11 protein-coding genes and 1 tRNA gene are annotated in these 12,072 nt (G+C 39.9%); 5 read left to right on the forward strand and 7 right to left on the reverse strand.

What is annotated here, in order from left to right:
* Positions 1–19: 19 nt before the first annotated feature.
* Positions 20–1,192, forward strand: a complete 1,173-nt coding sequence (locus D2C72_00420) for a SulP family inorganic anion transporter (GenBank protein ID QEF42950.1) — start codon at positions 20–22, stop codon at positions 1,190–1,192.
* A gap of 38 nt (positions 1,193–1,230) precedes the next feature.
* Here the strand turns inward: D2C72_00420 and D2C72_00425 are convergent.
* The 3 genes from D2C72_00425 to kdsB all read right to left on the reverse strand — a co-directional run bounded on the left by D2C72_00425 (position 1,231) and on the right by kdsB (position 3,805).
* A tRNA-Asn gene (locus D2C72_00425) sits at positions 1,231–1,305 on the reverse strand.
* A gap of 127 nt (positions 1,306–1,432) precedes the next feature.
* Positions 1,433–2,884 carry an outer membrane protein gene (locus tag D2C72_00430; GenBank protein QEF42951.1) on the reverse strand — a complete coding sequence of 484 codons (1,452 nt, stop codon included), beginning with the start codon at positions 2,882–2,884 and terminating at the stop codon, positions 1,433–1,435.
* Between the two features lie 195 nt (positions 2,885–3,079).
* Positions 3,080–3,805 (reverse strand): 3-deoxy-manno-octulosonate cytidylyltransferase, encoded by a 726-nt coding sequence (gene kdsB / locus D2C72_00435; protein QEF42952.1) that lies wholly within the window; start codon positions 3,803–3,805, stop codon positions 3,080–3,082.
* 112 nt (positions 3,806–3,917) lie between these two features.
* On the opposite strand from kdsB, the gene D2C72_00440 reads away from it, so the two are divergent.
* From D2C72_00440 to D2C72_00455, 4 genes are read left to right on the forward strand one after another with little or no spacing between them, the layout of a single operon-like run.
* Entirely contained in the window at positions 3,918–4,715 is a 798-nt protein-coding gene (locus D2C72_00440; GenBank protein QEF42953.1) for a DsbA family protein, read from the forward strand.
* Positions 4,716–4,730: 15 nt separating this feature from the next.
* Positions 4,731–5,381, forward strand: a complete 651-nt coding sequence (locus D2C72_00445) for a hypothetical protein (GenBank protein QEF42954.1) — start codon at positions 4,731–4,733, stop codon at positions 5,379–5,381.
* A gap of 23 nt (positions 5,382–5,404) precedes the next feature.
* Positions 5,405–6,577, forward strand: coding sequence for a glutathionylspermidine synthase preATP-grasp family protein (locus tag D2C72_00450; protein QEF42955.1), 1,173 nt, complete (start codon positions 5,405–5,407; stop codon positions 6,575–6,577).
* Complete coding sequence (locus D2C72_00455; GenBank protein ID QEF42956.1) at positions 6,577–7,107, forward strand: hypothetical protein; 531 nt, start codon at positions 6,577–6,579, stop codon at positions 7,105–7,107. Before D2C72_00450 ends, D2C72_00455 begins: the two co-directional genes overlap by 1 nt.
* A gap of 767 nt (positions 7,108–7,874) precedes the next feature.
* On the opposite strand, the gene hcpE is transcribed toward D2C72_00455, so the two are convergent.
* The 4 genes from hcpE to proS all read right to left on the reverse strand — a co-directional run bounded on the left by hcpE (position 7,875) and on the right by proS (position 12,071).
* Positions 7,875–8,942, reverse strand: a complete 1,068-nt coding sequence (gene hcpE, locus D2C72_00460; GenBank protein QEF42957.1) for a Sel1-like repeat protein HcpE — start codon at positions 8,940–8,942, stop codon at positions 7,875–7,877.
* A 93-nt stretch (positions 8,943–9,035) separates the two neighbouring features.
* Positions 9,036–9,407 (reverse strand): cytochrome c, encoded by a 372-nt coding sequence (locus tag D2C72_00465; protein ID QEF42958.1) that lies wholly within the window; start codon positions 9,405–9,407, stop codon positions 9,036–9,038.
* Positions 9,407–10,327 carry a hydroxymethylbilane synthase gene (hemC, locus tag D2C72_00470; GenBank protein ID QEF42959.1) on the reverse strand — a complete coding sequence of 307 codons (921 nt, stop codon included), beginning with the start codon at positions 10,325–10,327 and terminating at the stop codon, positions 9,407–9,409. The genes D2C72_00465 and hemC overlap by 1 nt, the downstream gene beginning before the upstream one ends.
* A 10-nt stretch (positions 10,328–10,337) precedes the next feature.
* Positions 10,338–12,071 (reverse strand): proline--tRNA ligase, encoded by a 1,734-nt coding sequence (proS, locus tag D2C72_00475; GenBank protein QEF42960.1) that lies wholly within the window; start codon positions 12,069–12,071, stop codon positions 10,338–10,340.
* Position 12,072 lies beyond the last annotated feature (1 nt).

The raw sequence follows: 12,072 nt of genomic DNA on the forward strand, positions 1-12,072 counted from the left end.
TATAATGAAAGCGATTTGAATTGAAAAGAGCGGCATGTTTGAAAAGATACAAAAAGAATGGTTGAGCAACATTCAAAAAGATTTGTTGTCTGGTTTTGTGGTGGGGCTTTCTGTGATCCCAGAGACCGCTGGCTTTGCGATCATGGTGGGTTTAGATGTGGGCGTGGCGTTTTATACGACCTTTTATATGGCTTTTGTTTTGTCTTTTTTTGGGGCTAGAAAGGCGATGATTAGTGCAGCGGCCGGCTCAGTGGCGCTCATTTTAGTGGGCGTGGTTAAAAATTATGGGCTTGAATACGCGGGCGTGGCGACTCTTATGGCAGGAATATTGCAAATTCTTTTAGGCTATTTGAAAATAGGGAATCTTTTGAGGTTTATCCCCCAATCGGTGATGTATGGCTTTGTGAACGCGCTAGGCATTTTGCTTTTAATGGAGCAATTCAAATTCCTTCAAAACCAAAATTTGGGGGTGTTTATTTTGCTCGCTATTGGGATACTCATCATTTATCTCTTCCCTTTAATCACTAAAAAAATCCCCTCTAATCTGATTTGTATCCTTGCAGTGAGCGCGATCGCTTTAATTTTTGATGTGCATGCGCCGAATTTAGGGAGCATTGAGCAAGGGGTTTCAGGCTTTCATTTCATTATTATCCCCAAAAATTTGGATTTTAAAATCGTTATAGAATTGTTGCCTTACGCTCTTTCTTTAGCGCTAGTAGGCACGATAGAAAGTTTATTGACCGCTAAAACTTTAGACGTGATTTTAAAAGACGGCGTGAGCGATAAAAACAAAGAAACTAAAGCGCAAGGCTTGGGGAATATCATTTCAGGGCTTTTAGGGGGAATGACAGGGTGCGCTTTAGTGGGGCAGTCTATCATTAACGCAAAATCCGGGGCCAAAACAAGGCTTTCTACTTTTTTTGCCGGCTTTTCTTTAATGGTGCTAATATTAGTGTTTAATGAATATGTGGTTAAGATCCCCATTGTAGCGGTTGTGGCGGTGATGGTGATGATTTCTTTCACCACTTTTAATTTCCAATCCATTATGAACATTAAAAAAATCAAGCTCTATGACACGCTCAACATGCTTTTAGTCGTGGCGGTGGTTTTATACACGCATAATTTAGCGATAGGGGTTGTGGTGGGGGTTTTAGTCAATGCGTTATGGATCAAATCAAAAGGGATTGCATGAAGTTTTACTATAAAAAAGAAAAAGATGAGTTAAAAGTATGGCTCCAGATGTAGGATTCGAACCTACGACCAAGCGGTTAACAGCCGCCTACTCTACCGCTGAGCTAATCTGGAATTTCGCTCAAAAATAAAAAGAAATTTTAGTGTGTTTTTTGTAAAAAGTCAAGTAAAATGACGCCGTTATTCATTGAGAGCCAAAAAATTGGCTTTGTCCTCATTAGTAATGAGAACTGATTCAATATCAATAAGCCAAAACATAATTGAAATACACGCTATAAAGTCTTCTATAGGCTAATTTAGCGCCCATGAAAGAATAGTAATTCGTGTTGATGGTGGGGATTTTCACGCCTAATTCAACGCCATGATGGATCCCTTGAAGCCTTAAGCCGGTGTTGAATAAGAATTGGAAATTGGTGTTGTTGATTTTGGCGCTGTAGGCGCTATTGGTGATTTTTAAATTCGCCGATTGGTTATTAAGCCATGTCGTTCCCGCTAGAGCGATGCCCCCAAAAATACCAAAAGAGACTTTGCGGTTTTTATCGGATCCGCCATTGATGAAATTCAATAAAAGATCACTGCCCGCGCCATAGGTGAAAACATTGGAAGCGGAGTTAAAAAAGTTGGATTTGATATACGCATAGTTGTAATCAAAAAAGCCATAATACCGGATCCCAAAAAATTTATTTTTCCCAAAGAATTGCTTATAGCCTAATTGCACGCCCACGCCATTCATCGCCCCGTTATTGCTTTGAGAGTTGATTAATCCCACGCTTCTAAAGGGGTTATGGCCAAACTCTTTGGTGGTAGTTTGGAATTCAGAATATTGGGTTTCGTTGAGAGAATAACTATAGCTAGATCTGCTCACCAAACTTTGAAACCCTTTAGAATCGGGCGTTTTTTGAAGGGTGTTATAGATGGTTGCTAAATTGTCCCCTTTGAGATAAGAGATCGTATCATTAATAACGCTTGATACTTCATTAAGGTTTTTATTGAAATCAGCGTTGGTAAATGCGTTTGGTTGGTTTGGATTTTCTGGGTCAGTTCTTCGAGATTGCTCGGCGGCTTTTTTAGCGCTATCAATCATGCTAGTGATGGCACTAAATGTGTTGCCAAAAATATTGCATGCGTTCCCGCTTGCATTAATGCCCCATGGTGTGCCATTGCCCCCGTCTATGCTTGGGCATTGGCTTTGAAGGGTGCTAATAATGGTGCTAGCTTGCCCTAAAAGATATTCATAGTCATTTACAATCGTGAGATCATTGTTTTTATTCTCTAGGGTATTTTGGAGCGATTGAGAAATCGTATTGATTTTTTCGTATTCACTAGTGGGTAGCGAGTTGTTGGCTAAATTAGAGGCTATCACTTGCCACATGGCTACCGCAGAGCTGAGCGCTGAAGACACGGCTTCTTTGGCGCTATTAGGGGTCGTTTTTAATCTGCTAGCGCTCTCTTTTAGATTGTCAATCGCTTGAGCGGTGCTTGAATCGGTGTTAGAGGCCGTTTGTTTGAGCTCGTTATAGCGGGTTAAAAGATTGTTTAAATTTTCGTAAGCGTTGGAGACTTTTTGGATTTCGCCGGTGTTTTTCACTTGTTGAACCGCTTCGCCGATTTGATAGCCCACGCTCATAAAAACGCCGTCATCTTCAGCAAGGAGCGATGACGCCATAAGAGAAAGTAAAATCGTTTTTTTCATAAAATGTTCCTTAAAGTAATGTTTTATTTGCAAAATCGTATCAAATTGAAACTTTATTTACAATTAGCTTAAATTATGCCATTAAATTTATTGAATTTTTAATAAAATTGAGCAAAAATTAAGAAATTTTGCTTTTTTTTTGGATTTAAAAAGAGGTTTTTGATGGTGAAAAATGCTTTGAGTGAATTTTAGCGCTCAAAGGAGATTGGGGCTAAAAATTTTCAAAGCGTTTTGCAAATCCTCTTTGGTGTCAATGCCCACGCTTTGGCTTTGAACGATTTTTACTGCAATCTTTTTTTGATAATACAAAGCCCTTAATTGCTCTAATTTTTCTAATTCCTCTAAAACGCAAGGTTTTAAAGCACACAATTCTTCTAACATTTCTTTATTGTGGAAGCCATAAATACCGATATGCCCTAAAAGGGGGGTTTGGCGTTTCATACCAGCGTCTCGTAAAAAAGGGATAAGGGAGCGCGAAAAATACAAGGCGTTATTTTGGCTATCTAAAACCACCTTGACTAAATTAGGGCTTTTGGCTTGCTCTTCATCAATGACTTTAGCGCAAGTCGCCATGAAAGGGGCGTTTTTAGTGGCTTCTAATAACGCTAAAATGACTTCTTTTTCTAAAAAAGGCTCATCGCCTTGCAAATTTAAAACCCTTTCATCGTTTTTTAACCCTAAAATTTGCACCGCTTCCAAACAGCGTTCTGTGCCGCTATTATGGTGTTTGGAGGTTAGCACCGCTTTAATGTGGAATTTTTGGCATGTTTGCATGATGCTTTCATCATCGCAAGCGACCACGCATTCATCTACCAGATTTGCATTTTTAGCGCAACGCACTACCATAGGCAAGCCAAAAATATCTTCTAGCACTTTATTTTCAAAACGACTGGATTTTAATCTAGCAGGAATGATGATCATCTTTAAACCTTTTTAAGCCTTATGAAAATAGGGGATTTTTATGGTATTATACCCATTAAAAGCTTATTCCTTTTGTTGTAGGGATTTAGGCTATTGAACTTTAGGAGTTTTAATGATATTAAGAGCGAGTGTGTTGAGTGCGTTACTTCTTGTAGGCTTAGGGGCAGCCCCTAAACATTCAGTTTCAGCTAATGACAAACGGATGCAGGATAATTTAGTGAGCGTGATTGAAAAACAAACCAATAAAAAGGTGCGTATTTTAGAAATCAAACCTTTAAAATCCAGCCAGGATTTAAAAATGGTCGTCATTGAAGATCCGGACACTAAATACAATATCCCGCTTGTGGTGAGTAAGGATGGCAATTTAGTCATAGGGCTTAGCAACATATTCTTTAGCAATAAAAGCGATGATGTGAAATTAGTTGCAGAAACCAATCAAAAAATCCAAGCCCTTAACGCCACCCAGCAAAACAGCGCGAAATTGAACGCTATTTTTAATGAAATACCGGCTGATTATGCGATAGAGTTGCCCTCTACTAACGCTGAAAATAAGGACAAGATCCTTTATATTGTTTCTGATCCCATGTGCCCGCATTGCCAAAAAGAGCTCACCAAACTCAGGGATCACTTAAAAGAAAACACCGTGAGAATGGTTGTAGTGGGGTGGCTTGGGGTCAATTCGGCTAAAAAAGCGGCTTTGATCCAAGAAGAAATGGCGAAAGCTAGGGCTAGGGGAGCGAGCGTGGAAGATAAAATCTCTATCCTTGAAAAGATTTATTCCACCCAATACGATATTAACGCCCAAAAAGAGCCTGAAGATTTACGCACTAAAGTGGAAAATGTTACGAAAAAGATTTTTGAATCTGGCGTGATTAAGGGCGTGCCTTTCTTATACCATTATAAGGCATGATATAAGGTTACTCTCATGAAAAAACCCTACAGAAAGATTTCTGATTATGCGATCGTGGGTGGCTTGAGCGCGTTAGTGATGGTGAGCATTGTGGGGTGTAAGAGCAATGCCGATGACAAACCCAAAGAGCAAAGCTCTTTGAGCCAAAGCGTTCAAAAAGGCGCGTTTGTGATTTTAGAAGAGCAAAAGGATAAATCTTACAAGGTTGTTGAAGAATACCCTAGCTCAAGAACCCACATTATAGTGCGCGATTTGCAAGGCAATGAACGAGTGCTCAGCAATGAAGAGATTCAAAAGCTCATCAAAGAAGAAGAAGCCAAAATTGATAACGGCACGAGCAAGCTTATCCAGCCTAATAATGGGGGTGGGAGTAATGAAAGCTCAGGCTTTGGCTTGGGGAGTGCGATTTTAGGGAGCGCGGCGGGGGCGATTTTAGGGAGTTATATTGGCAACAAGCTTTTCAATAACCCTAATTACCAGCAAAACGCCCAACGGACTTATAAATCCCCACAAGCTTACCAACGCTCTCAAAATTCCTTTTCTAAAAGCACGCCTAGCGCTTCAAGCATGGGTGGGGCGAGTAAGGGACAGAGCGGGTTTTTTGGCTCTAGTAGGCCTACTAGCTCGCCGGCGGTAAGCTCTGGGACAAGGGGCTTTAACTCATAATTTAATTGATTCAAGGCTAAAAAATGCAAGTGATTCCTTTAAAACCTTTAGACAATAAGACCTTAGAAGAAATCGGCTTAGATTGGCACACGAATGACGACATGTCATCTTATATCGCTGATGAAATGGTGGTTGTTTCTCAAAAAGAAGCGGACGCTTATTATGACGCTTGTAATGAGCTTTATGACATGTTTGTAGAGACGGCTGAAGAGGCCATTGAAAACGATCGCTTTTTTGAATTGGATATTCCTAACGCGCTCATTCCTATGATCAAACAGAGTTTTGAAGAAGAAGTGCATTGGCATATTTACGGGCGTTTTGATTTAGCCGGGGGGCTTGATGGCAAGCCCATTAAATTACTGGAATTTAACGCTGATACCCCCACCATGCTCTATGAAACCGCAGTGATTCAATGGGCGTTACTCAAAGCGAATGGCTATGATGAAAACAAGCAATTCAATAACCTTTATGAAGCGCTTGGCGAGAATTTTAAACGCATGGTAACTTTAGGCGAAGACACGAGCCGTTTTGAAGAGTTGTATGAGGGGTGGAAAATCCTTTTTTCAAGCGTTAGGGGGAATATTGAAGAAGAGCGCACCATGCGTTTTTTGCAAGATGCTGCTCAGAGCGTGGGGTTTGAAACGGATTTTTCTTACATTGATGAGGTGGAATTTAATGTAGAAGAGGGCGTGTTTAAAAACGGCTTGAATTATGAGTTTTTATTCAAGTTAATCCCATGGGAAAATATCGCCATTGATGAGCCAGAATTAGCCCTTTTGATGCAAGGCATGATGGAAAATAAAAACACGATTTTTTTAAACCCGGCTTATACGATCCTTTTCCAATCCAAGCGTTTTTTAAAACTTTTATGGGACAGATACCCCAACCACCCCTTATTGTTAGAAACGAGTTATGAGCCTTTAGCCCATAAAAAGCAAATCAAAAAAGTAGCTTTTGGTAGGGAAGGGGCGAATAGTGAAATCTTTGAAGCTTCCATGCAATCGCTTTTGAAAACGGACGGCGTTTATTCTAACCACAAGCCCGTTTATCAAGAGTTTTACGAGCTCAATTCGCATAACGGGTTGTATTATCAGCCTAATGTGTTTTTTGCTTATGAATCTTGCGCGCTAGGGTTTAGAAAAGGGGGGTTGATCTTGGATAATTTTTCTAAATTCGTGAGCCACATGTTGCAATAATGACCACAATGATGCGTTATTTTCACATCTATGCGACCACTTTTTTCTTCCCTTTGGTGCTTCTTTTTGCGATTAGCGGGCTTTCATTGCTCTTTGGGGTGCGCCAAGACACTGGCGCTAACATCAAAGAGTGGATTTTAGAAAAATCTTTAAAAAAAGAAGAGCGGCTGGATTTTTTAAAAGACTTTATAAAAGAAAACCATATCGCTATGCCTAAAAAGATAGAGCCTAGAGAGTATAGGGGAGCGTTGGTTATTGGCACGCCTTTGTATGAAATCAACCTTGAAACTAAAGGCGATCAAACAAAAATCAAAACCATTGAAAGGGGCTTTTTAGGCGCGCTCATCATGCTGCATAAGGCTAAGGTGGGCGTTGTGTTTAAGGTGCTTTTGGGGATTTTTTGCGTGTTTTTATTGCTGTTTTACTTGAGCGCGTTTTTAATGGTGGCTTTTAAGGACACTAAACGCATGTTTATAAGCGTTTTGATAGGGAGTATCGTGTTCTTTGGAGCGATCTACTGGTCTTTATAGGGTTTTAAAATATTAGCTCTGTTTTGGATATTGGTTATGAAATCTAAAAAATGCCTTTGGGCGTTTTGACAACCAAAATAAAAAAGCTTTCGTAAGCGAGCGATAATTTCTCATAACGCGCTCTTAGGGGATTAGGGGGATTTTAAAAAAGGGGGTTGTAGGGGAATGATTTCAAAATGCCCCTATCCTTTTATGAATTTTAAAAACCCCGTTTTTTAAAAAATTAAAGAATAACTAAACCAACAAACCCCTAAAACTCTATCTTTAAACTAAAAGCATTTTATCTGTCTCATCTGACAACAATTTTTAAAAGAACGCTTGAAATTTAACTATTTTTCGTTATTTTTATCAAGTCTTTTTATAGCACATGCATACCGCTCTATTATTGTGTAATTCGTATTTATAGCGTGCTTATAATAATAACCACGCAAAGCCATAAATTAAAACCATTGAAAAACACAACCAAACGCATATCTATCCATAGCGCAAAAACACGCTAAAACATTTTTATAGAACTTTTAAACCTAAAACCCACTTCAAGCTAACCTAACAAAAATTTATACTATAAAAACACGCTAACAAACACAACCAAATAACCGCAAAAAACATTCAAAAAGTTTTCTTTTTGAAAATAGACAAATCCCTAAAAACACTAAAGATTAAAAAGTTAATAGGGGGGATTCCTGCTTTAGCTCTTAAAACAGAGCCAAATCTTTGAAAAGTTTTGAGTCAAACACGATGATAATTTAGGGGATTGATTAAATTTTTCAATACCCCCTAAGTTTAGTGAGGTTTTCGCATGCTTGTTTCATGCCCAGCTTACAGCCCTTGTCATAAATCATTATGGCGTTTTCTTTATCTTTCATGTTGTAATACATGCCCGCTAGAGCGAAGCAACCCACTTCATCGCCCATATCGCAACCCCTTTCATAATTATCAAGGGCTTTTCTCAAGTCTTTTGGAACAGTGTCCCCTTGGGAATACATAAAGCCCATCCTAGAGCAACTCACCGCGCTCCCCATATCGCATGCCTGTTTGAAATAATCAAAAGCCTTTTGGGGATCTTTTTTGACATACCTGCCCAACATATACATAGAGCCTAAACTCGCGCAACCACCAGAATTGTTTAAAGCACAAGCTTTTTGCAAATAATCAAACGCCACTTCAAAATCTTCATCAAGCCCTGCATCGCCATTTTCAAACAAACTCCCTAACGCGCGGCAAGCCTGCCCATCATCTAATCGGCATGCTTTCAAATAATAGATGACGGCTTTATGGTTGCTTTGTTTGACTTCTAAAAAGCCTTTTTCATAAGCCACGCCCAAAACATAACACCCCTTAGCCATATCAAAATTACAGCTTTTTTGGTAGTAGGTAACCGCTTGATCGGCATTGCCTTTGATTTTTCTATCATAAATAATGCCTAAATTGTAGCAACTCTCAGGGTGTTTTAAAACGCACGCCTTAGCATAAGCGTCAATGGCCTCTTGATAATTTTGAGTCGTGCCTAACCCCTCATCATAAAGCCCCCCTAAACCAAAACACCCTTCCCTATCATCAGCCTGGCATGCGGTTTTATAATATTCTAGGGCTTTTTTATAATCTATTCTAGTGCCTTGCCCGTTTTCATAAATGATTCCTAATTGCGTGCAACCTTCACTCACCCCATCGTTGCATGCTTTTTTAAAATAAGATGCCGCTTTAGAATAGTTCCCGCTTTTATAGGCTCTTTCAGCAACCCCTAAAAAACTATTGTCTTGTTTCCCCCATAAATGGGCGTTCAAGCCCCAAAAAAGCAACCCCCCAACTAATATTTTTAAAATTTTGACACTCATTTTTACCTTCTTTTAAATTCTGATTTTTAGAACCTTTCTTTAATCAAAACAAAAAATGCAACGCTCCATTTTAGCATAAATCAAGCGCTTTGATTAAGGCTTAAGAGAATCCTTATGTTCTTCTTTATGCCCTAAAGAGGTGATATAAAGGTAAATCGCTTGGATTTCTTCTAAATTGAGATTGTATTTAGGCATCATGCCTTTGCCTAAACTCAGGGCGTCTTTAAAGGTTTTAAAATCTAAATGGTTGATTTTAGGGGCGTAGAGGATTTTTTTTTCGCCTTTTTCATAATAAAAAGTGATTTCTTGTTGTTCGCCTTTAATGCCATGGCATTTCGCGCACGCAACACCCCTAGGGTTTTTATAAAGAGCCAGCCCGTATTCAAAATCAGAGATGAAATCCGCTTCCTTAGCGTTCAAACTTAACCACCACAAGAACAAAACTAGCGCGATAAACAAACGCATTAAAACAACTGCGCCTTTTCTAAAATCTCTTTCGCCCCGCTTTGCAAAAATTCTTCTAAAAGCTCTTGAATTAAATCGAACGCCTTAGTTTTATCCCCTTGCTTTTCTTTAGTGATGACTTCTTTCCCATTGGGCAAGCCTAAAACCGCCTGGATTTTAACCCTATCGCCCATTAAACTCGCATGCACGCCAATAGGGATCTGACACCCTCCATTAAGCCCCTTAATAAACTCCCTTTCTAAATGGCAGCAAAACGCGCTTTCTTCATCGTTGAGTTTTTGGAGCGTAATAAAATGCTTGTGGTTTTTGAGCATTTCCACCCCTAAAGCCCCCTGACCCATGCTAGGAATCATTTCTTTTACGCTAAAAGCCTTGCGGTATTTCGCCCCTTGAACGTTTAAGCGGCACAACCCGGCTTCAGCCAAAATGATAGCGTCAAATTCACCGCACTCAAGTTTTTTCAAACGGGTTTGGACATTCCCCCTTAAGCTTTCTGTGTCTAGATCTTGGCGTTTCAGTTTGATCTGCATGGAGCGCCTTAAAGAAGTCGTGCCAACCTTGGCTCCTTTAGGCAAGCTCATCAAATCAGGGAATTTCACGCTCAAAAAAGTGTCCCTCACATCAGCCCTTTTGGTGATGCATGCCAAGTCCAACCCCTTTTCAAACACGACCGGCACATCTTTTAAAGAATGCACCGCCAAATCAATTGCGCCTTTTAAAAGCAATTCTTCCAATTCCTTAGTGAATAGCCCCTTACCGCCGATCTTATTTAAAGGGGTGTCTAAGATTTTATCGCCTTTAGTCTTAACGATTTGAATCTCGCTTTCCATAGAGCATTCTTTTTTCAGGCGCTCTTTAATGTGATTCGCTTGCCACAAGGCTAATTCGCTCCCCCTAGAGCCAATCACTAAATTTCCCACTCACTCCCCCTTATTCGCTCGCTAACATTTCTAAAATTTTTTCTTCTAATTCTATGTCTTTGATCGTTTGTTTTTCTAAATTAGCGCGTTTGACGCATTCAAATTCCTTGCTCTCTAAAGTTTGCTTCCCAATAATGAGCGCTAATCGTTCCCCAATCAATTCAAAATCCCTCATCTTCGCCCCAAAACGAGCGTCTCTGTCATCTAACAGTGCATCAACGCCCTTTTGGAGCAGCCTTTCATACACTTCAAAAGCGAGTTTTTTTTGCGCTTCATCTTTCAAATTAGAAACCACGATCACCACATCAAAAGGAGCGGTATTTTTCGTCCACACACAGCCTAGATCATCGCTTTTTTGCTCTAAAATCGCGCTGAGCAATCGGCTAATGCCTATCCCATAGCACCCCATTTCAAAAAACCGCTCTTTGCCATTCTTATCCAAGAAACTAGCCTTCAAGCTTTTAGCATAGCCTTGCCCGAGTTTGAAAATATGCCCCACCTCCAAACTCTTATGGTATTTCAACGATCCCTGACAATTAGGGCAACAATCGCTCTCTTTAACCTGGACAATATCCGCATAAACAAGGTTTTCAAACCCTTTTAAATCCACGCCCACCGCATGAAAATCCTTTTCATTAGCCCCAACGATCAAGCAATCACTCTCTTTTAAATCTTCATCAAAAATAATGTAAGAAACATGCTTTTTCAAGCCATAAGGCCCTATAAAGCCCGCTATTAACCCTGCGTGGTTTAAATCTTCTTGACTGGCTTCTCTTAATTCTAAAGCGTTCGCTCCTATAATGTTCAAAGCGTTTAGGGCTTTAACTTCCTCTAAATTGTCATCGCCCCTAACAAAAAAGCACGCTAGGGTTTCTCTATCTTTGTGGATCACTTTTTTAACAAGCGCTTTTAAAACAAAATAAGGCTCTGTTTTAAAAAATTCCGCCACGCTTTGAGCGCTGGTGGTATTAGGGGTGGGGAATTTCGCTAATTGCGCTTTTGGGACATTTAAAGGCTCAGGCCTTTTAGAGCGTTTAGCGATTTCAATGTTGGCGGCATAATCGCAATTTTGACACACCACGATCGTGTCTTCCCCGCATTCTGTTAAAACGACAAATTCCCTGCTTTTACTCCCACCAATCGCCCCGCTATCCGCTTCCACGATGCGAAAATTCAAACCCAAATCGCTTAAAATTTCTTTATAAGCGCTTTGCGTGTTTAAAAATTCCTTATCCAAGCTCTCAGCGTCTTCATGAAAGCTATAACCATCTTTCATGATAAATTCCCTAGCTCTCACCAACCCGAATCGTGGGCGGATTTCATCACGGAATTTCGTGTGGATTTGATAGAGATGCACGGGTAATTGCTTGTAGCTTTTGATGAAATTAGAGGCAATTTCGGTGATATTTTCTTCTAAAGTGGGGCTTAAGACAAAATCATTGTCTTTTCGGTCTTTAAAAACCAATAATTCCTTGCCGTATTTATCCAAACGGCCTGATTTTTCCCACAAACTCGCCAAAACCACAAAACTCATTAAAATATTTTGCGCCCCATGCTCTTGCATGCGTTTGTGCGTGATGTTTTCTATCTTGTCTAGCACTTTTTTAGCTAAAGGCAAAAAATTATAAATCCCGCTGCCTACTTGATAGATGTATCCTGCTTGAGCTAGGTGTTTATGGCTTTTTAACACGGCATCTTTAGGGGGTTCTTTGAGGGTGGGGGCAAAGAGTTTTGAAAATAACATG

The organism is Helicobacter pylori (assembly GCA_008032955.1).
Lineage (GTDB): Bacteria > Campylobacterota > Campylobacteria > Campylobacterales > Helicobacteraceae > Helicobacter > Helicobacter pylori_DC.

Bases quoted from the DNA above. Each gene is read 5' to 3' on its own strand.
- D2C72_00455 (QEF42956.1), top strand. From the start codon at position 6,577: ATGACCACAATGATGCGTTATTTTCACATCTATGCGACCACTTTTTTC.
- D2C72_00445 (QEF42954.1), top strand. From the start codon at position 4,731: ATGAAAAAACCCTACAGAAAGATTTCTGATTATGCGATCGTGGGTGGC.
- D2C72_00465 (QEF42958.1), bottom strand. From the start codon at position 9,407: ATGCGTTTGTTTATCGCGCTAGTTTTGTTCTTGTGGTGGTTAAGTTTG.
- D2C72_00440 (QEF42953.1), top strand. From the start codon at position 3,918: ATGATATTAAGAGCGAGTGTGTTGAGTGCGTTACTTCTTGTAGGCTTA.
- hcpE (QEF42957.1), bottom strand. From the start codon at position 8,942: ATGAGTGTCAAAATTTTAAAAATATTAGTTGGGGGGTTGCTTTTTTGG.
- kdsB (QEF42952.1), bottom strand. From the start codon at position 3,805: ATGATCATCATTCCTGCTAGATTAAAATCCAGTCGTTTTGAAAATAAA.
- proS (QEF42960.1), bottom strand. From the start codon at position 12,071: ATGTTATTTTCAAAACTCTTTGCCCCCACCCTCAAAGAACCCCCTAAA.
- D2C72_00450 (QEF42955.1), top strand. From the start codon at position 5,405: ATGCAAGTGATTCCTTTAAAACCTTTAGACAATAAGACCTTAGAAGAA.
- D2C72_00430 (QEF42951.1), bottom strand. From the start codon at position 2,884: ATGAAAAAAACGATTTTACTTTCTCTTATGGCGTCATCGCTCCTTGCT.